The following is a 17,652-nucleotide window of genomic DNA, read 5'->3' on the forward strand; positions in this document are numbered from 1 at the left end:
GCGGCGCAAAAATACTGTGCGCTCCTACAGAGGGGCGCGTCGTGACTTTCAGCCCCGCGTCCACACCGGGCTTTTTGCTCGTCGGCTATCTCACCGCCCACCCGCCAAGGGTGCGACAATTATTACCGTTCGTTGACGTGACTTCCCCACACCCACCCTGCGTCAAGACTTAGGTTCGGGGCAATCCTGGCCCCCGAACAGCGCGATGCCAGCGTACCGTGCTGCGCATTTCTGGACTTTCAACCGTCCTATTACTTGAGGTAAGAAGCAAGATGGCCAAGGCCGCCGATGTCGTTGTGCAATGCCTGGAAAACGAAGGTGTCGAATATGTATTCGGCATCCCCGGCGAGGAAAACCTCGACCTGCTCGAGTCCCTGCGCAAATCGAAGATCAAGCTGGTACTGACCCGCCACGAGCAGTCCGCGGGCTTCATGGCAGCCACCTATGGTCGCCTGACCGGCAAGACCGGCGTCAGTCTGTCGACCCTCGGCCCCGGCGCGACCAACCTGGTGACCGCCAGCGCCTATGCCTACTTGGGCGGCATGCCGATGATGATGATTACCGGCCAGAAGCCGATCAAGAAGTCCAAGCAAGGCCGCTTCCAGATCATCGATGTGTGCGGCATGATGGACCCCATCACCAAGTACACCCACCAGTTCGCTTCGGCCGACAACATCCCGGCACGCATGCGTGAAGCCTTCCGTCTGGCCGAAGAAGAGAAGCCGGGTGCCGTGCACTTGGAACTGCCGGAAGACATCGCTGCCGAGCAGACCGACGCCCTGCCGATCCCGCGCAGCCTGCACCGTCGCCCGCTGGCCGAGCACGTAGCCATCGAAGCAGCCGTCGAGAAGTTGAAGAACGCCCGTAACCCGATCTTGGTGATCGGTGCCGGTGCCAACCGCAAGATGACCGCCAAGGTCCTCAAGCAACTGATCGACAAGACCGGCATCCCGTTCATCACCACCCAGATGGGTAAAGGCGTGGTCGATGAGCGTCACCCGCGCTTCCTGGGCAACGCCGCGCTGTCCTCGGGTGACTTCGTCCACCGCGCTGTTGAAGCCGCAGACCTGATCGTAAACATCGGTCACGACGTCATCGAGAAGCCACCATTCTTCATGGTTCGTGGCGGCACCGAAGTGATCCATGTGAGCTTCCGCTCGGCTGAGGTAGATGCCGTGTACTTCCCGCAGGTGGAAGTGATCGGCGACATCGCCAACGCCGTCTGGCAGATCAGCGAAGCGCTGACCGACACCAGCCACTGGGACTTCACCCGCCTGATGGCCATCCGTGAAGCCAACGAAGCGCAGATCGCCGAAGGCGCCGACGACGACCGCTTCCCGGTCTACCCGCAGCGCATGGTTGCCGACATCCGTCGCGCCCTGCCGTCCGAAGGCATCGTCGCCCTGGACAACGGCATCTACAAGATCTGGTTCGCCCGCAACTACAAGGCGCACAAGCCCAACACCGTGCTGCTGGACAACGCGCTGGCGACCATGGGCGCCGGCCTGCCATCGGCCATGGCCTCGCACCTGGTCTACCCGGATCGCCCGGTGATCTCGGTCTGCGGCGACGGCGGTTTCATGATGAACAGCCAGGAGCTGGAAACGGCGGTACGCTTAGGGATGCACATCACCGTGGTGATCCTGCGTGACGACGGCTACGGCATGATCCGCTGGAAGCAGGCCAACATGGGCTTCACCGATTTCGGCCTGGACTACGGCAACCCGGACTTCGTCAAGTACGCCGAAGCCTACGGTGCCAATGGCCACCGCGTGGAGAGCGCAGAAGCCTTCCTGCCGCTGCTCGAGCACTGCATCAAGACTCCGGGCGTGCACGTGATCGACTGCCCGGTCGACTACAGCGAGAACGACCGCATCCTCAACAGCGAGCTGCGTGAGCGCGCGCTGGCGGTCTAAACCGTAGCACCCTCATCGCGGGGCAAGCCTGCTCCCACGTTGTGCAAGATCAACGTGGGAGTGGGCTTGCCCCGCGATCGTTTTATTGGCGCGGTGTATGCCTGCGCCGCTTTGCCCATGTGTTAGGGTGCACCCATATTTTGTTTCCTCAGGACACCCGCCCATGCTCCCCGCGCTCAGCGAAAAAGAACTCGACCGCCTCGAAGACCTGCTGATCACCTACGGCAACGATTATTCGGTACTCAACCTCGCCGAGCTCAACGGTTTCTTCACTGCACTGGCCAGCTCCCCCAACAAGGTCAACCCTGAGCAGTGGCTGCCTTCTGTCGCCGGTGGCAAGGTGCCCAAGTTCAAGAAGCCCGCCCATGAAGAAGCCTATACCGCGCTGATGCTGCGTTATGCCAGCCAGGTGGCCGAAGAGTTGGCCACCGATCTCGAGGGCTTCGAACCGATGTTCGAAGAGGGCGAGAGTGAAGAGGGCCCGACGATCATTCTCGAGGAGTGGTGCTTCGGCTACATGCGCGGCACGCAGGTAGCCGAGTGGAGCGAGCTGCCGCCAGAGCAGGATCGTTTGCTCAAGGCCATTTCGCTGCATGGGCTGGAAGACAACTTCGAGCTGCTCGACTCGATGAGCTTCGATGAGCGCCAGGCCTGTGTACCGCTGGTGATCGAGGCGGCGCGGGGGTTGTACCAGTACCAGAAACAGCATCGGCATTGATGGTGTCATCGGGGGCAAGCCTGTGATTGTGATTATTCCACTTGCCGAAATACTGGATTGCTCCCAGCACTGATTCTGCTGCCATTCGATCCAGTGCAGCATGTCCTCCAGCAGCGCCACTCCCGGCGCTGACCTGGAGCCCCGCACATGCCAAGCCCGATCAAGCTCTACAACTTCCCCAAGTCCGGCCACGCCCACCGTATCGAGCTGATGCTGTCACTGCTCGAACTGCCTACCGAGCTGGTACTCGTCGACCTGGCCAAGGGTGAACACAAGCAGCCCGAGTTCCTGGCCATCAACCCCTTCGGCCAGGTGCCGGTGATCGATGACAACGGCATCGTCATCGCTGACTCCAACGCCATCCTCGTCTATCTGGCCAAGGCCTATGGCGGCAAGCGCTGGTTGCCCGAGGATCCGGTCGGCGCCGCCCGTGTGCAGCGCTGGTTGTCGGTGGCGGCAGGCCCGCTGGCCTTCGGCCCGGCCGCCGCACGCCTGGTGACTGTATTCGGTGCCTCGTTCAACACCGACGAAGTGATTGGCCGCGCCCATACCCTGCTCAAGGTGATCGACGCCGAACTGGCCAAGGGCCCGTTCCTGGTCGGTGACCAGGCGACCATCGCCGATATCGCCAACTACTCGTACATCGCCCACGCCCCCGAGGGCAACGTGTCGCTGGAGCCGTACGCCAATGTGCGCGCCTGGCTGGCCCGGATCGAGGCGCTGCCGGGCTTCGTGCCGATGCCCCGCACCGTCATCGGTTTGCAGACCACGCTCTGAACCCAGAGGAATGCCGCCATGCGATCGCCCTGGCATGCAGGTGAAAAACGGCTGCAGGAGCAAGTCGGTGTTGCAGAGCGCATGGAGGTGTTCGGCCAGAAGGTCATCCGCGACTTCATGCCCGACCAGCATCGCGCGTTCTACCAGCAGTTGCCGTTCCTGGTGACCGCTGCCGTGGATGCCGCTGGCACCCCTTGGGCGACGCTGCTCGAAGGCGCGGAAGGCTTCGTCAGCTCGCCCGATCCCCGGCAACTGCTGATAGGCGCCGAACCTGCCGCTGATGACCCGGCCACGCCGGGCCTGGTGGATGGCGGTGCCATTGGCTTGCTGGGGATCGAGCTGCATACCCGGCGACGCAACCGGCTCAATGGCCTGATCCGTCGGGCAGGCGCCGGTCAGCTGGCGGTGCTGGTCGAGCAGTCGTTCGGCAACTGCCCCCAGTACATCCAGCTGCGCGAATACACCCGCGTCGATGAACCGCCGCAAGCGCGTCGGGATTCATCGGCACTCGATGCCGCGTCCCGCGCCATGATCGAAAACGCCGACACCTTCTTTGTCGCCAGTTACGTCGAACAGGAAAACGGCCAACGTGCCGTGGACGTGTCCCACCGCGGTGGCCGCCCCGGTTTCGTCAGGGTCGAAGGCAATCACCTGACCATTCCCGACTATGCCGGCAACCTGCATTTCAATACCCTCGGCAACCTGCTGGTCAACCCGGTTGCCGGCCTGTTGTTCGTCGACTTCACCACGGGCGATGTGCTGCAGGTTTCAGGGCGCACCGAGGTGATTCTCGACAGCCCGCTGATCAGCGCTTTCGAGGGGGCCGAGCGCATCTGGACCCTGGACATCGAGCAGGTGGTGGTCCGCCCGGCTGCGGTGTCGCTGCGCTGGGCCTTCCAGGAGTACGCCCCCACCAGCCTGATGACCGGCACCTGGAGTGAAGCCCAAGAGCGCCTGCAACAGCGTGAGCGCCAGCGCCAATGGCTGACCTGGCGTGTGCTGCGTATCGAGCAGGAAAGCCGTGATATCCGTTCGTTCTACCTGCAACCCGAGGAGGGTACGGCGGTGGCCTTCGCGCCCGGCCAGCATATTCCCGTGCGTCTGCAGGTTGATGGAGAGGCACCGCTGATCCGCACCTACAGCCTGTCCAGCGCGCCGTCCGATGGCCACCTGCGCATCAGCGTCAAGGCGCAGGGGCCTGCCTCACGCTACCTGCACCAGCAACTGAAGGTGGGCGACCCTTTGCAGGTGCGCCTGCCCATGGGCAGCTTCACCCTCGATCACACCAGCGACCGCCCCCTCGTGCTGGTTGGGGCGGGCGTCGGTATCACCCCGTTGATCGCCATGCTGCGCGAACAATTGGCCTTGGGGCTGGGGCGGCGCATCTACCTGTTCCACGGTGGCCGTACGCTGGCCGACCTGCCGTTCCAGCACGAGCTTGCTGAACTCCAGCAACACGCCGGTGGCCTGCTGAGCATTCACCGCGCCCTGAGCCTGCCCGAACCCCAAGCCGTGCAGGGCCGCGACTATGCGTTCGCCAGCCGCCTGGGCATCGAACAGATCAAGGCCACTCTGCCATTGGACGACTATGACTTCTACCTGTGTGGCCCGGCCAGCTTCACCCAGGATCTCTACGAGGGGCTGCGCACGGTGCATGTACCCGACGCCCGCATCCATGCCGAAGCCTTCGGCCCTTCGACCCTGCGCCGCCATACCGACGACAACCAGCCCACGCTGCAGCAACCGCCGCCCGCCAGCGAGCCGGTGCCGGTGTACTTCGCCAGCTCCGCCAAGGAGGCACGCTGGGCGCCCGGTGGCGGCACCTTACTGGAACTGGCGGAAAGCCGTGGCCTGTCGCCGGATTTCAGTTGCCGCGGTGGCTCCTGCGGCACCTGCAAGACCAAGCTGGTCAGCGGCCAGGTCCACTACCCGAATCCGCCCGCCGAACTGCCCGAGGCCGGTAGCGTGCTGATCTGCTGCGCGATTCCGGCCCAGGCCGAGGACGGCGCGCAAGCCGTGGTGCTGGAGCTCTAGCGTGCGCACAGGGATAATCGCGCCACGACAACGCGTGGGGCGCGGCATGGACCAGATCCACCTGATGAAAGTGTTCGTGGCCGTCGGCGAGCTGGAAAGCTTCGCCGCCGCCGCCCGCCGCCTGGCCATCTCGCCAGCGGCGGTGACTCGCGCTGTCAGCGCCCTGGAGGAGCAGCTCGGGGTCAAGCTGCTGCAGCGCACCACCCGCAGCGTGCGCCTGACCGAGGCCGGCGGGCGCTATCTGGAAGACACCCGGCATATCCTCGCCAGCATTATCGAAGCCAACGAAGCCGCCGCCGGCATCAATGCCGCGCCCAAGGGCGACCTGGCGGTGACCGCGCCGATCCTGTTCGGCAAGAAGTTCGTCATGCCCTGCATCGTGCGCTACCTGCAGCAGTACCCCGAGGTGGACGTCTCGGCGTTCTTCCTCGACCGCGTGGTGAACCTGGTGGAGGAGGGCATGGACGTGGCCGTGCGCATCGGCCAGTTGCCCGACTCGGGCCTGAAGGCGCTGCGGGTGGGCAAGATGCGCCGGCTGCTGTGCGCCTCGCCCGAATACCTGGAGCGTCATGGCACGCCGCGGCATCCCTCGGAGTTGCAGAAGCACGAGGTCATTGCCGCCGGGACGCTGTCACCTCGCACCGACTGGCGTTTCGGCGCCATCGACGACCCGACGCTGATCCGCATGAAGCCGCGCCTGACCGTGACCAGCAACGACGCCGCCATCGCCGCGGCCAGTGCCGGGCTGGGGATCGCCCGGCTGCTGTCGTACCAGGTGGCGGATGAGGTCGCGGCCGGGCGCTTGCAGGTGATCCTGGCCGAGTACGAGGAGGCGCCTTGGCCGATCCATATCCTGCATCGCGAGAGCAAGTACGGCTCGACCAAGGTGCGCACTTTCATCGACATGCTGGCCGAGCATCTGCGCAGCCATGCGCACCTGAGCTGACTCGATAATGTCAGTCAGATAACGTGACAGGGGCCGCTTTGCGGCCCATCGCCGGCAAGCCGGCTCCTACAGGTAATGTGCAGGCTTGAGGAATTGCGCGGTGCCTGTAGGAGCCGGCTTGCCGGCGATGGGCTGCGTAGCAGCCCCATTGACGTAAACTGACTGATATCAGCCTTGTCCCGCCTGCTGTGCGCATTCCGCCAGCGCTCTCAAACCGCCCATCACCTCCGGCGTAATCACCCGCCCAAGACACACCCGCAACCCCGTGCCACATTCCCCATCGGCAAAGAACATCCCGCTGTCGCCCACCTTGCATCCGCGCTCGGCGGCAAGCCCTCGCAGCGCCGCCATATCCGTCCCTTCCGGCAATTCGAGCCAGTGGATGAATCCTCCATCGGGCGCTACATACCGCGTCCCCGGCGCAAACTCCGAGCGCACCAGCGTTTCCATCACCTCGGCCTGCGCCGCCAGCCGCCCACGCAGCTTCGCGCAGTGCGCCTCCATGTACCCGCGCGCGATGAACTCGTCCAGCACCCGCTGGGCCAGGCTCGACACCGCCAGGTTACGCGAGAACAGCTGGGCCAGGATCGCGTCCCGATAACGCCCGGCCACGCACCAGCCCACCCGGTAGCCCGGCGCCACGGTCTTGGAGAACGACGAGCAGTAGATCGTCTGCCCGGTCGCGTCGTAGTGCTTGATCGCCTTCGGGCGCTGCGCCTCGTCCACCAGGTCGAAGAAGATATCGTCCTCGATGATCGGCACATCCGCCGCCTGCGCCAGGCGCGAAAGCTCGGCCCGCGCCGCGTCGGGCATGATGAAGCCGCGAGGGTTCTGCAGCGTCGGGTTGAGGAAGACCACATCGACCTTCTTGCGTTTCAGCGCCCATGCCAGGTGGTCGAGGTCCATGCCGCTGCCTGCGTGGGTACGCATGGGCAGGGCGCGCATCCCCAGGCGTTCGATGGTCTGCAGGATGCCGTAGTAGGTGGGGGTCTCGATGGCCACCGTAGCGCCCGGCCGGGCCACGGCCTCGAGTGCAAGCTCCAGGGCCACGGTGTCGCCCGAGGTCACCAGGATTTCATCCGGGCCGCAGGCCACGCCGCGCTGCAGCATCAACCCGGCGATACGTCGGCGCAGCGAGGCCAGGCCAGGCGGGGCGATCAAGCCGGCCAGCGGCTGATCGGCCTTGCTGGCCAGGGTCGTCAGGCATTTGTTCAGCAGCACCTGGGGCGTGAGTTCGTCATGCAGCACCGCCGAGCTCAACGACAACCCGCCGTTGCTGGCCGCCTGGGCGAGCATGGTGACCACCGCGTGGTTGACGTTGACGCTGACACTGGCGAGATCAAAGCCCTGCACCTGGGCCGCGCCCTTGGCGACGAAATAGCCCACCCGGGGCGTGGCCTGCACATAGGCATTGGCCTCCAGCTCCGCCAGGGCCCGTTGCACCGTGGCCAGGCTGCTGTCGAACAGCCGCGCCAGCTCGCGCACCGACGGCAGTTGCGTGCCGGTGGGCCATTCGCCGCTGTCGATCTGGCGCAGCAGCCAGGTGTTGACGGTGTGCCAGCGTTTGTCGGGCTTGGGGGTGCTGTTCATGGGGGCCGTGTGTCGTGTCAGGCGGGGGCTCCGCAAAGGTAGAGCAAAACCACGCCGGTTGCAGCCACGATGACGATGTTCACCAGCACCAGGGCGAAGCCGAAGCGGATCAGCCCGTGCTCTTCCTCGCGGTTGGCCCCGGCCAGCCCGATGATCAGCGACAGGATCGACAGCGAGCCCAGCGCGCCATGCCCGGCGGCGCTGTTGACCATCGCCGCCAGCCACGGGCCGTGGACCGTGGACAGCGCCGCGATGGAGGGCATCACCAGGGTGTTGCCGCCGACATTGGAGCCTGTGACATAGCCGGCCAACCCCGCCAGCAGCGACACCGTCGAGGCCAGCGACACCCCGGACAGCGCCTGCAACGCCCGCTGTGCCTCGACCAGGAAGCCGGCCTTGACCATCACCTGGGACAGCAGCAGGAACAGGAAGATCGTCGCCACCGGGAACCGTGCCCGAGTGACCAGCGCCTGCCACGGGAAGCCCGCGCCCTGGCGGCCGGCCATCATCAGCACCACCAGCAGCAAGGCCAGCCCCGGCGAAGCCAGCGGCTTCCACGACACATTGGCGCCGTGCACCACCCACAGCCCGTCCCAGCCCGACGACAGGAACAACGCCCGCGACGCGATGATCACCGCCAACAGGGCCAGGTAAGGCCACGCGGCCTGCGGCCAGCGCACCAGTGCCCCGCGCCGCGCCCAGGAGATACCCAGGCCGACCGCGGCCACCGCCAGCCCGGCCAGCACACCCGAGGCCTCCGGCCCGATCCAGCGGTTGACCGCATACAGCACTGTGCTGAACAGCAGCGAGATCAATCCCAGCCCGAGCCATGCCCGTACACTGCGAACACCCGCCAGGCCCAACGCCACGGCGGCCAGGCAGAGGAACACCGGAGCGCTCATCAATGCCGAATGGCTGCCCAGCTCCTGCGCCGGCACATGCGCCAGCAACGCGCCGATTACCGTCGCCAGCCCGAGCGTGCCCCAAGGCATCACCACCATGCCGGCCAACGCCATCTTCATGCCCACCTGGCGCGAGAACAGCCCCATCAACAGCGGCACGGTAGCGATCAGCGACACCCCGAACCCGGTCATCGCCTCCAGCAGCGGCGCCAGGCCCAGCACGATGAAGATCACCTGCATCGGCGGCGTCCAGCCCAGCTCGCGCACCCAGGCGCCAATCGCCTGCGGCGCGCCGGCCCGCTCGACCAGGATGACGAAGGCCAGGCCCGGGACGATCACACAGGCGGTACTGAGGAACAGGATCAGCGTGTCTTGCAGGATCGCGCCGGACACCTCCGTCGACAGCGGCTGCGCGGCGCCCAGGCCCCACAGCAGCAAGACACCGGCCACGCCGGCCAGCGCGGCCTGTACGGGCGGACGGCGCAGCAGCAGGATCAGGGCGATCACCAGGCCTATGGGGGACATTTGCAGCAGCAGGGCAGCCATGATGCGGGTTCCTTCAGCCATCCGGGGGAGTGTGGAAGGGATGGTGGAGGGAAGGGCGAGTCTGCAATAGATACAGGGGGGCAGGGTTTTTCAATACAGCTCTGGCGGCTAGCGAGGAGCGGCACTCGGTCCTGCGTTTGCAGCGATGGAAATCCGCGCTACGCTTAATCATTAACTCGCCCATGACCACGTTCGACAGGATTTCCTGTCTGGCACTTTAGATGCCGATTTGTGGCGTGGGCGAGCCTACCTGCTTCATGTCTTAAGGGATCGCAGACGATCTTCGTTCACAGCCCCTCTCCAAGGTACAGGCGATGAACTTCGCCGATACGCTTACTGGCGGCGGCGGGCACACCAGCCTCTCTGGCAAAACGCGGCCACTGTGCGACGGCTTCACAGACCTCCTTGATGATCCCTCGTGCATCCATCCCCCGAACCTGGCTGGCCACGCTCAACAAATCGTCGAGGGTGAAGTCGTCGCGTTTGCCGTTGACGGTCATCTGGTGGCTATCGACCCAGAAGCTGCCAGGCAGGTAGGAATAGGACACGTCATACGCCGGCGTGAGGTACCAGGTGCCGTCGGTGTCCATCATGAAGGCCGTGTTCTTGGTGTGGTCGTCCTGGTTACGTGCCACCAGGTTGAACACCATGCGGCGGTAGAACTGTTCGGCGCCGTCGCGGGAAATCCGCAGCGCGCGCATCACTCCGAAGGCCTCGGCATAGGAGTATTGGCCAGGCTTGCGGAAGTCGGCGTGGTCGAGTGCGCACAAGGTGGCGACGTGGATCTTTTCACCTTCGGTCGTGCGGTCGAAGCGCCGGGTCATGAAGTGAGCGCGTCCACCTTCCTCCAGCAATCGGCACTCGGTCATGGTGATGCCGGCCGCCTTGGCCATGAGGTGGTAGGCGTACTCGATGCGCCCGTAGCCTTGCGAGTCAGCCAGCACGGTCGAATCCTTGGCTACGTCGAACTTGAGCAACCAGTACTCGAAGCCCGGCGGCGCGGTGACCTGGCCCGAACGGATCTCGCCTTCGGCATTCATGGCGATCACCGCCTTGGCCCGGGCGCCGCCCGCGCTGGTACCGATCTGGATGAGGTGCTGCAGGGCGCTGTCGTCCAGCGATGGGTCCTTGGCATCCAGGCGCTCGGCGATCGACTCGCGTTCGGACAACACCTCGCTGGCCAGGCGCACCAGTGCATCGATATGGATGCTCTCCCCCTTGTCCCGCTCGGTGGCCATCGCCGGACGATATTCCAGAGCGCCCATGCCGCGCTTGCCCTGGTAAAGCAGGCGTTCGACCGGGGTAAAGGTTGCCTTGTCACGCCCCTGCTGGGCCAGCCAGGCATCGATCAGCGCGTTGCCGAAATCATCGGGCAGGGAGTCGGCGAGGATCGAGGGCAGGCCCTTGAAGGTTTCGCGGTCCAGCCCCTGGAACACGTAGGTGTAGTCCTGGCGCAACGGCATATGAACCGGCGAGATCTCAAGGCCCGTCCTGACGAACTCGGGGGTGTATTCGAACTCCCCGGTCTGGGTCTGCGTGTTCCAGTTGAGCGCGCCTACATACACATCCCAGAGATAGATCCGTGCAATCACCAGCTGTCATCCTTGTCGGGTTTCGGGCCACCAATGAGCGTGGGCTTGCCGATAGGCGTCCTGATTCCGTGTTCAGGCGCCGGCGGTGTAGCCCGTGTGACTCTCGCCCGCATCCGCTGCTTGCCCTGCATTTTTGCCAGTTGCACGGGGCTGGTCCTGACGTCCTCGATGAGCGAGGCGAGACGATCAAGCTCTCCCAGCACTCGCAAGACGGCAATCACGTTCACCAGGGTGCCTTTGCCTGCCGTGAGCTTGCGGTAGGTCTCCCGGGAAATCCCGGCTTCATGGGCGACGATGTCCTGGCCAATATTACGCTTCAGGCGGATAGCCTCAATGCGTTGGCCGATCTCGTTGGCGATAGCGTCGTCAGTCATTGATATGGCTTTCATAACGCCTGGGATCCTATGCTTAAAACGCCGTTATTGACCTGAATGCCTATGATTCTAGGCTTTGTATAGTGCGCTTGAAAGGATAATTCGCTACTTAATAAAGCCTAAATTTATAGGCGTTAAGTGTGTATTTAAGGGTTTTTGCCAAGAATTATAGGCGTTGTCCGATCTTGGTTTTCGCGGCGGTTTTCAGCGTTTGGTTTACCACATTTCGTTTCGCGCAGAACTGGCTACCGAATCGAACGTCCCGAAGTGACCAAACCTGCCAGCACCTTCTCCAGTTTCATCACCGCCTCCCTCATCTCAGCGGGCGTCAGTGCCGCAAACCCCATCAGCAAGCCGGCATCGTTCCTCGGCACCGCGTGCAAACTGCCCAGCCCCAACAGATCAATCCCCGCTCCACGTGCCGCCCTGACCACTGCGTCTTCCGCCAAGTCCTGAACGAAGTGGCAAGGCATCTGCAGCCCACCCACCGGCACTTGCGGGCGCAGGAACGCCCCCAGGTGCCGCTGTACCAGGTCCGCCAGTACGTCGCGTCGCTCGGCATAGAGGCTGCGCATAGCCCGTACATGGGCGTTGAAGTGCCCGTCTTCCATGAACCGGGCCAGGGTCAGCTGGGCGATGGATGCGTTGTGGCCATCCTGCAGCGTTCGCGCGGCGGTCATCGGTGCGACAAGCTGGGGTGGCAGCAGCAGGTAGCCGATGCGCAGCCCGGCGCCCAGCGACTTGGTGAAGGTGCCGATGTACAGCGTGCGCGCATGCGAATCCAGGCCCTGCACGCAGGCGGTGGGGCGGCCGGCGTAGTGGAACTCGCTGTCGTAGTCGTCCTCGATAATCCACGCTTGCTGCTGGCGCGCCCATTCGATGGCACGCAGGCGTCGGTCCAGCGACAGGGTGGCGCCGGTCGGGTATTGGTGCGAAGGCGTGAGGAACAGCGCCCGGGCATCCGGCGCTAGCTGGGCCATGCCGTCCACCTGCAGGCCGTGCGCGTCCACCGGCACCGGCACGCCTTGCAGCCCGGCGGCGCTGATGGCCTTGCGGGTGCCCTGGTACAGCGGGTCCTCGACCAGCACCCGGTCGCCTGCGTCCATGAGTACCTGGGCGCACAGGCCCAGGGCCTGCTGCGAGCTGGTGAGGATCAGGATGCGGTCGGCGGATGCCTGCGCGCCGCGTTCGAGGTTGAGGTAGTCGGCGATTGCACTGCGCAAGGCGAGCATGCCCTGTGGCTCGCTGTGTTCCAGGGCACGGGTGCCGTATTCCTTGTACACCTGCCGCTCCAGCTTCTCCCAGATGGCCAGGGGGAAGTGCCGGGTTTCGGCCACGCCCGGAGCGAAGGGGCGGGGCGACTGGAAGTTGTGGACGCCACCGCTGTGCAATAGCGCTTCACCTCGGCGGCTCAACTGCACCGGGACCTCGCTGTGTGCTGGTCGCTGGCGCTTGCGCGACGGCAGGCAGCGGGCTCGTTGCGACACGAAGCTGCCGCTGCCCACGCGTCGCTCGATAAAGCCCTCGGCGTGCAACTGGCTGTAGGCCGACTCCACCGTATCCCGCGAGACGCCGAGGGAACTTGCCAGCGACCGCGATGCCGGCAACGGCTTGCCGACCGGCAGGGCACCCTCAAGGATCAACTGGCGGATGGCTCGCTGGATGCGCACATGCCGCGCCAGTGCGCCATGGGCGGGATCCGTTAGCCAGGCTTTTACCGATTCCAGCTGGGCGTGTTTGAACATTGGCCTGGGTCCCTGGCTGATGGATCTGATTAATGGCTGCCAATGCCGGGGCCGCTTCGCGCCCCTTTCGCGACACAAGGGCGCTCCCACAGGCGACCGCGCGCCCCTGTAGGAGCGGCCTTGTGTCGCGAAAGGGCTGCAAAGCAGCCCCAGCAATCTCAAGCCTTACGCGCATCTAGTCGCACAATGGTCTGGCCGCTATCGATCAATTGGCAGGTAAATACCAGCCATTTATCCGCTATAAAACCCAAACCCGCAAGCAACCACCAAGGAAGGCAAGCGCTGCGGACAGGCCGGCCTCCTCACTCATTCACACAGCTTTACCCAAAAGGGGTTCCACCAATGACCACCACCCAACTGCCCGTTTTCGTACGCGAAGTGAAGCAAACCGACCTGCAGCCATGGTCCGACTACTGGGCGCAATACCAGGCCTTCTACCAAGTGGACTTGGGCCCAACCATCACCGAGCGTACCTGGGCGCGCTTCTTCGACCCGGCCGAGCCCATGCATTGCGCCGTGGCCACGGACGGCGAGCAAATCTTCGGCTTCGTTCACTACGTGTTCCACCGCTCGACCTGGGGGCGCAATGATTTCTGTTACCTGGAAGACCTGTACGTGTGCCCAAATGCGCGGGGGAGGATGATCGGCAAGCGGCTGATCGAGTTCGTCCAGGACCAAGCCCGGCAGCAGCGGTGCGACCGGTTGTACTGGCATACCCAAGAGACCAACAAGACTGCGCAGCGGTTGTATGACTGGATTGCCGAGAAGCCGGGGGTGATCGAGTACCGGATGCCGTTGGATGTTGCTCACTAAGTCCATTGTGAGCAGATGAGGGTGTGGGAGCGGGCTGGTCCCGAGAAGGGTGGCACCGACTCTGCGGTGTAAGCCCCTGGGGCGCATCGCCGCTCACACCCCCATCATGCCGCAGACCTCTTGGGGCGGATCCTGCATCTCCCACGACAGTTGGGATGGGTGGAAGGGGTTGTTTCTACGCTGGCTTCACGCTTCCAGCACTTTGCTCACATAGGCATCCAGGAACCAATCCGGCATTTCGTCCTGATGGAATTCGAGTGCCGTGCCATCGGTTATCTCAGCCAAAAAAATCGATTCCTCACCGGTGTTATCGAAAATGTAGGCGCGGTTGGTGGCCGCGATGGCCTCGGGCAGGAGTGCCAGGGTGCGGGCATAGCGCTGGACGATTTTGTCCGTAGGTACGTCGTGTCCGCCGTCTTCGACCCTGTTAGCCACCCTTAGGATATTAATCTGAGGTGAGTTGGTGGCGACGAAGTACAGGTAGGTTCGATAACCCAGTTGTTGGGCCTCATTGATGAACCTCACCTTTTCAGCCGACGACATGACGGTCTCGAAAGTGAAACTGGCTCTACGTTCGAGTAGCTCATGCCGGATGAAGTCCGCAATGACCGAGGCATGGTAGGAGTTCATGGTGATAGCGCGAAGGTCTATGCGCTGCTCACTAAACCCCATTGCCCCTACGGTGTGCTGCAGCTGTGCCTTGATCAGCAAGGGGTGATCAGCCAGGAAGGTCGTCAGCTTCTGGAGGGACGGGTTGATATTGAATTCGGCCAGATTGATAAAGCCGGTTGCACGTGCAGCTTTTTCCAAGTCATCTGCATTGATGTAGGTATTTATCAGGCCTGCCGGGATCTGGTCCTTGATGGTGCTTTTGCCGGAGCCGTTGGGCCCGGCAAAAACCCGCAGCTTAGGCGCGCCCATCGATCTTGCGAACGGTAAGGACCTGACCTTTTTGGACCTTGCGGCGCGGCCTGGGCTCGACCAACACCTCAACCTGCCCGTCAGCGTGGGTTGCGACGATTCGATCCTGCTCGACGGTAACCACGGTGTGCCCTGCTGCGACGGCGCGGTAGTAGGCAAGACGCGTCGCAGCCGCTGCCATTTCTGGAATCTGGCTTTCCAGATTTTCGAGTGTTGCGTCGCTGAGCTGTTTTTTCTGAACGGTTGCCATGGGGTCTCCTGGGCCAGTCAGGTGCGAAGACGCGATGTGTGCCATTGTAGCGCTGCCTGGCATTACCAAACAGGGGCGCGAGGTGTCTTCTTGGTACAAGCTACTACGAGCGCATCGCTCTGCATCGAGTCGTGACAATGGCGCATGCCTTCGATGCTGCAATACTCATGATCCGCGCTAAATTCATCAGCGGTCTTGCCTTCGACCACGTGACTGGCATGTTCCAGTCCGGCACATCGATGTCCTTTGTGGTGAGGGCAAGTCCTTCTTCTGCCATGAGTGCTTTGTGGGAGCGGGTTTACCCGCGAAGGGCCGCAGAGCGGCCCCACGATTCTTCAATCTCCAACCCCGTGCAGCCGAAATGCCCGCTGTGCACATTCTTTCCAGCTCAGCTTGCGCCGCTCGGGTACAACCACGGGCACCTCCGCCGCCATCATCATTGGCATATCCCGCATCCGTACCCAAGGCTCACTCTGCCAATACAACAGACTCGCCGTATGCCCACCCGGCCAGCACATCCTGCCCAGGCGCGGCAGGTCTTCCAGCGCCGAGTCCTGCCTATCGCGCAGCACCGCCACCACCTCATGGGTCAGCCAGTGGCGAAGGTCTCTGTTTTCCGGAATGTGATGATGGGCCAGCAGGGTATAGGCCCCGGACTCGCTGACCATGACGGTGTCGCTGTAGCGGCCGTAGCGCAGCAACTGCACGCTGCGATGCTGATCCGGGTCGAGCTTGCGGATGCTGGGTTCGCCGAAGAAGTGCCCGGCCATCCGACCGAGTTCGAGGGCGCAGAACCAGGCTTGGGATTCGAGCCAGAGGGTGTGGAGGGGGCGGTTGTGGCGGGTGAAGAGGGTGGAGGAGTAGTGGTTGTCCATAATTGGCCTTCCAAAATCAGGAGAGCCGTTACTAACGGGAACGGGATTCCGCTGCGTGAGCGTTCTTAGCGCTTGGAGAAACTAGCGTGGTTTGCTGGGGTTAAATAGAGGCAAATCTGTAGGGTGTTTCTTGATTTGATATCAGATGTTTGAGGGGTATTTTGAGTGCTATAGCGTGAGGGCCACCAAGTGTTCGCCGAAAGCCTTTTGGCGCCTATCAGATCGAGCGCCGCCCGCGCGGCGCTCGATCTGATAGGCGCTACAAAAACCATGTCGAACACCTGTCGGCCTTCACGCAAACACTTGAAAACGCTGAATTCAAAGCCATAAAAAAGGCTGCCCGAAGGCAGCCTTTCTGGATCGATGGACTATTAGTCCCAGCTCAGAGCACCACCAGTCTGATACTCAATCACCCGAGTCTCAAAGAAGTTCTTCTCCTTCTTCAAGTCCATGATCTCGCTCATCCATGGGAACGGGTTGGTAGTCCCCGGATACTCTTCCTTCAGGCCAATCTGAGTCAGTCGACGGTTGGCAATGAACTTGAGGTAATCCTCCATCATCGCCGCGTTCATGCCCAGCACGCCGCGTGGCATGGTGTCACGGGCGTATTCGATCTCCAGCTGGGTACCCTGCAGGATCATCTGGGTAGCCTCTTCCTTCATCGCGGCATCCCACAGGTGCGGGTTCTCGATCTTGATCTGGTTGATCACGTCGATGCCGAAGTTCAGGTGCATGGACTCGTCACGCAGGATGTACTGGAACTGCTCGGCGACGCCGGTCATCTTGTTGCGGCGGCCCATGGACAGGATCTGGGTGAAGCCGCAGTAGAAGAAGATGCCTTCCAGTACGCAGTAGTAGGCGATCAGGTTGCGCAGCAGCTCTTTGTCGGTCTCGACGGTGCCGGTATTGAACTCCGGGTCCGAGATGGCGCGGGTGTACTTCAGGCCCCAGGCAGCTTTCTTAGCGACCGATGGGATCTCGTGGTACATGTTGAAGATCTCGCCTTCATCCATGCCCAGCGACTCGATGCAGTACTGGTAGGCGTGGGTGTGGATCGCCTCTTCGAAGGCCTGGCGCAGGATGTACTGGCGGCACTCCGGGTTGGTGATCAGGCGGTACACGGCCAGGGCCAGGTTGTTGGCAACCAGCGAGTCGGCGGTGGAGAAGAAGCCGAGGTTGCGCATCACGATGCGGCGCTCGTCTTCGGTCAGGCCGTCCATGCTCTTCCACAGGGCGATGTCGGCGGTCATGTTGACCTCTTGCGGCATCCAGTGGTTGGCGCAGCCGTCGAGGTACTTCTGCCAGGCCCAGTCGTACTTGAACGGGACCAGCTGGTTGAGGTCGGCGCGGCAGTTGATCATGCGCTTTTCGTCAACGGCGACGCGGGCCGAGGAGCCTTCCAGCTCGGCCAGGCCTTCGGCGATGTCCAGGGCGTCCAGGGCAGCCTTGGCGCGCTTGACGGCGTCGGAGTCGGCGGCGGTGGCGGCGCGGGCTTCCAGGGCGGCGGCACCGCCGGCGCTGTCGAGCTTGTCCAAGGTGGTGGTGGCAGCGGCCTGTGCGGCGGTGTTGCCTTTGGCGGCGACTTCGCCGTCTTCTTTGTCGAATTCGTCCCAGCTCAGCATGGTGAGATCTCCTGCTTGAGGGCCATCAATG

General features: G+C 63.3%; 15 protein-coding genes. 6 read left to right on the forward strand and 9 right to left on the reverse strand.

Annotated features, from left to right (window positions below):
- Positions 1 to 272 precede the first annotated feature (272 nt).
- From E3U47_RS12795 to E3U47_RS12815, 5 genes are all read left to right on the forward strand, one after another.
- Positions 273 to 1,916, forward strand: a complete 1,644-nt coding sequence (locus E3U47_RS12795) for an acetolactate synthase large subunit (protein ID WP_134691802.1) — start codon at positions 273 to 275, stop codon at positions 1,914 to 1,916.
- A gap of 163 nt (positions 1,917 to 2,079) precedes the next feature.
- Positions 2,080 to 2,634: a UPF0149 family protein gene (locus tag E3U47_RS12800; protein ID WP_134691803.1), complete on the forward strand. Its 555-nt coding sequence runs from the start codon at positions 2,080 to 2,082 to the stop codon at positions 2,632 to 2,634.
- A 147-nt stretch (positions 2,635 to 2,781) separates the two neighbouring features.
- Positions 2,782 to 3,411 carry a glutathione S-transferase family protein gene (locus tag E3U47_RS12805; RefSeq protein ID WP_134691804.1) on the forward strand — a complete coding sequence of 210 codons (630 nt, stop codon included), beginning with the start codon at positions 2,782 to 2,784 and terminating at the stop codon, positions 3,409 to 3,411.
- 18 nt (positions 3,412 to 3,429) lie between these two features.
- On the forward strand, positions 3,430 to 5,445 hold the full coding sequence (locus E3U47_RS12810; protein WP_134691805.1) for a pyridoxamine 5'-phosphate oxidase family protein: 2,016 nt from the start codon (positions 3,430 to 3,432) through the stop codon (positions 5,443 to 5,445).
- 46 nt (positions 5,446 to 5,491) lie between these two features.
- On the forward strand, positions 5,492 to 6,391 hold the full coding sequence (locus E3U47_RS12815; protein ID WP_134691806.1) for a LysR family transcriptional regulator: 900 nt from the start codon (positions 5,492 to 5,494) through the stop codon (positions 6,389 to 6,391).
- Between the two features lie 168 nt (positions 6,392 to 6,559).
- Here the strand turns inward: E3U47_RS12815 and E3U47_RS12820 are convergent, their stop codons facing one another.
- The 5 genes from E3U47_RS12820 to E3U47_RS12840 all read right to left on the reverse strand — a co-directional run bounded on the left by E3U47_RS12820 (position 6,560) and on the right by E3U47_RS12840 (position 13,140).
- Positions 6,560 to 7,981, reverse strand: coding sequence for a PLP-dependent aminotransferase family protein (locus E3U47_RS12820; RefSeq protein ID WP_134691807.1), 1,422 nt, complete (start codon positions 7,979 to 7,981; stop codon positions 6,560 to 6,562).
- A 17-nt stretch (positions 7,982 to 7,998) separates the two neighbouring features.
- Positions 7,999 to 9,429 carry an L-lactate permease gene (locus E3U47_RS12825; protein ID WP_134691808.1) on the reverse strand — a complete coding sequence of 477 codons (1,431 nt, stop codon included), beginning with the start codon at positions 9,427 to 9,429 and terminating at the stop codon, positions 7,999 to 8,001.
- Between the two features lie 287 nt (positions 9,430 to 9,716).
- The gene (locus E3U47_RS12830; protein ID WP_134691809.1) at positions 9,717 to 11,021 is read right to left on the reverse strand and encodes a type II toxin-antitoxin system HipA family toxin; all 1,305 of its coding nucleotides are present in this window, start codon (positions 11,019 to 11,021) and stop codon (positions 9,717 to 9,719) included.
- Positions 11,018 to 11,395, reverse strand: coding sequence for a helix-turn-helix domain-containing protein (locus tag E3U47_RS12835; protein WP_177414230.1), 378 nt, complete (start codon positions 11,393 to 11,395; stop codon positions 11,018 to 11,020). Before E3U47_RS12835 ends, E3U47_RS12830 begins: the two co-directional genes overlap by 4 nt.
- Before the next feature lie 245 nt (positions 11,396 to 11,640).
- Complete coding sequence (locus E3U47_RS12840) at positions 11,641 to 13,140, reverse strand: PLP-dependent aminotransferase family protein (RefSeq protein ID WP_134691810.1); 1,500 nt, start codon at positions 13,138 to 13,140, stop codon at positions 11,641 to 11,643.
- A 342-nt stretch (positions 13,141 to 13,482) separates the two neighbouring features.
- Between E3U47_RS12840 and E3U47_RS12850 the strand changes: the two genes are divergently transcribed.
- Positions 13,483 to 13,953 (forward strand): GNAT family N-acetyltransferase, encoded by a 471-nt coding sequence (locus E3U47_RS12850; RefSeq protein ID WP_134691812.1) that lies wholly within the window; start codon positions 13,483 to 13,485, stop codon positions 13,951 to 13,953.
- Positions 13,954 to 14,139: 186 nt separating this feature from the next.
- Here the strand turns inward: E3U47_RS12850 and E3U47_RS12855 are convergent, their stop codons facing one another.
- The 4 genes from E3U47_RS12855 to E3U47_RS12870 all read right to left on the reverse strand — a co-directional run bounded on the left by E3U47_RS12855 (position 14,140) and on the right by E3U47_RS12870 (position 17,621).
- The gene (locus tag E3U47_RS12855) at positions 14,140 to 14,874 is read right to left on the reverse strand and encodes a zeta toxin family protein (RefSeq protein ID WP_134691813.1); all 735 of its coding nucleotides are present in this window, start codon (positions 14,872 to 14,874) and stop codon (positions 14,140 to 14,142) included.
- Positions 14,861 to 15,124, reverse strand: coding sequence for a hypothetical protein (locus tag E3U47_RS12860; protein WP_134691814.1), 264 nt, complete (start codon positions 15,122 to 15,124; stop codon positions 14,861 to 14,863). Before E3U47_RS12860 ends, E3U47_RS12855 begins: the two co-directional genes overlap by 14 nt.
- Before the next feature lie 335 nt (positions 15,125 to 15,459).
- Positions 15,460 to 15,999 (reverse strand): Bro-N domain-containing protein, encoded by a 540-nt coding sequence (locus E3U47_RS12865; protein ID WP_134691815.1) that lies wholly within the window; start codon positions 15,997 to 15,999, stop codon positions 15,460 to 15,462.
- A 371-nt stretch (positions 16,000 to 16,370) separates the two neighbouring features.
- Positions 16,371 to 17,621: a ribonucleotide-diphosphate reductase subunit beta gene (locus tag E3U47_RS12870; RefSeq protein ID WP_038706634.1), complete on the reverse strand. Its 1,251-nt coding sequence runs from the start codon at positions 17,619 to 17,621 to the stop codon at positions 16,371 to 16,373.
- Positions 17,622 to 17,652 lie beyond the last annotated feature (31 nt).

This window comes from Pseudomonas sp. RIT623 (assembly GCF_004519305.1).
Taxonomy (GTDB): Bacteria; Pseudomonadota; Gammaproteobacteria; order Pseudomonadales; family Pseudomonadaceae; genus Aquipseudomonas.

Bases quoted from the DNA above. Each gene is read 5' to 3' on its own strand.
- E3U47_RS12795 (WP_134691802.1), top strand. From the start codon at position 273: ATGGCCAAGGCCGCCGATGTCGTTGTGCAATGCCTGGAAAACGAAGGT.
- E3U47_RS12800 (WP_134691803.1), top strand. From the start codon at position 2,080: ATGCTCCCCGCGCTCAGCGAAAAAGAACTCGACCGCCTCGAAGACCTG.
- E3U47_RS12805 (WP_134691804.1), top strand. From the start codon at position 2,782: ATGCCAAGCCCGATCAAGCTCTACAACTTCCCCAAGTCCGGCCACGCC.
- E3U47_RS12810 (WP_134691805.1), top strand. From the start codon at position 3,430: ATGCGATCGCCCTGGCATGCAGGTGAAAAACGGCTGCAGGAGCAAGTC.
- E3U47_RS12815 (WP_134691806.1), top strand. From the start codon at position 5,492: ATGGACCAGATCCACCTGATGAAAGTGTTCGTGGCCGTCGGCGAGCTG.
- E3U47_RS12820 (WP_134691807.1), bottom strand. From the start codon at position 7,981: ATGAACAGCACCCCCAAGCCCGACAAACGCTGGCACACCGTCAACACC.
- E3U47_RS12825 (WP_134691808.1), bottom strand. From the start codon at position 9,429: ATGGCTGCCCTGCTGCTGCAAATGTCCCCCATAGGCCTGGTGATCGCC.
- E3U47_RS12835 (WP_177414230.1), bottom strand. From the start codon at position 11,395: ATGACTGACGACGCTATCGCCAACGAGATCGGCCAACGCATTGAGGCT.
- E3U47_RS12840 (WP_134691810.1), bottom strand. From the start codon at position 13,140: ATGTTCAAACACGCCCAGCTGGAATCGGTAAAAGCCTGGCTAACGGAT.
- E3U47_RS12850 (WP_134691812.1), top strand. From the start codon at position 13,483: ATGACCACCACCCAACTGCCCGTTTTCGTACGCGAAGTGAAGCAAACC.
- E3U47_RS12855 (WP_134691813.1), bottom strand. From the start codon at position 14,874: ATGGGCGCGCCTAAGCTGCGGGTTTTTGCCGGGCCCAACGGCTCCGGC.
- E3U47_RS12860 (WP_134691814.1), bottom strand. From the start codon at position 15,124: ATGGCAACCGTTCAGAAAAAACAGCTCAGCGACGCAACACTCGAAAAT.
- E3U47_RS12865 (WP_134691815.1), bottom strand. From the start codon at position 15,999: ATGGACAACCACTACTCCTCCACCCTCTTCACCCGCCACAACCGCCCC.
- E3U47_RS12870 (WP_038706634.1), bottom strand. From the start codon at position 17,621: ATGCTGAGCTGGGACGAATTCGACAAAGAAGACGGCGAAGTCGCCGCC.